This is a genomic window from Corynebacterium glyciniphilum AJ 3170 (assembly GCF_007673095.1).
In the GTDB taxonomy this organism is placed as follows: Bacteria; Actinomycetota; Actinomycetes; order Mycobacteriales; family Mycobacteriaceae; genus Corynebacterium.
The window spans coordinates 1-477 of sequence record NZ_VDYZ01000050.1 but is presented as its reverse complement, the minus strand read 5'-3'; the positions used below and the strand labels follow the sequence as shown (position 1 = coordinate 477).

Annotated in this window: 1 protein-coding gene; it reads left to right on the top strand. The window is 67.7% G+C overall.

Translation table 11 applies throughout. The features are described from left to right. The first annotated feature begins 154 nt into the window (after window positions 1–154). Entirely contained in the window at window positions 155–319 is a 165-nt protein-coding gene (locus FS507_RS19860; RefSeq protein ID WP_186314745.1) for a hypothetical protein, read from the top strand. The last annotated feature ends 158 nt before the right edge of the window (window positions 320–477 follow it).

The following is a 477-nucleotide window of genomic DNA, read 5'->3' as shown; positions in this document are numbered from 1 at the left end:
TGATGAGTAGGGGGGAATCGTGGGTGGGTTGTCGGGGGGTGTAGTATGAGGGGGGGGTGTGGGGGGGTTGGAGGATGGGGGTAGTGGGGGGGATGAGTGGGAGGGTGAGGGGTGGTGAGGGGAGGAGGAGGGTGAGGCGGGGGATGGGGGTGATGTGGTGGTGGTGAGGGTGGGTGAGGAGGAGGGAGAGGTGATTGAGGGGGTGAAGTTGGTTGAGGAGAAGGGTGAGTGGAAGGTGTGGGAGGAGTGGGGATGGAGGGTGGTGAGTAAGGTGGGAGGGGAGGAGGTGGGGGAGGTGATGTGGTTGGGGGGTGAGTAGGGGTGGGGAGTGAGGGGGCGGTACGGGGAGGTGAGCATAGCGGGGGGGATGAGGGAGAAGGGGGAGTAGGAAGGTGAAGTGGGGGTGGTGATGGGGTCGGGGGTGGGGGGGGGGGGGGGTGGGGGGAGGGGGGAGGAGGGAGGGGGGGGGATGGGGGG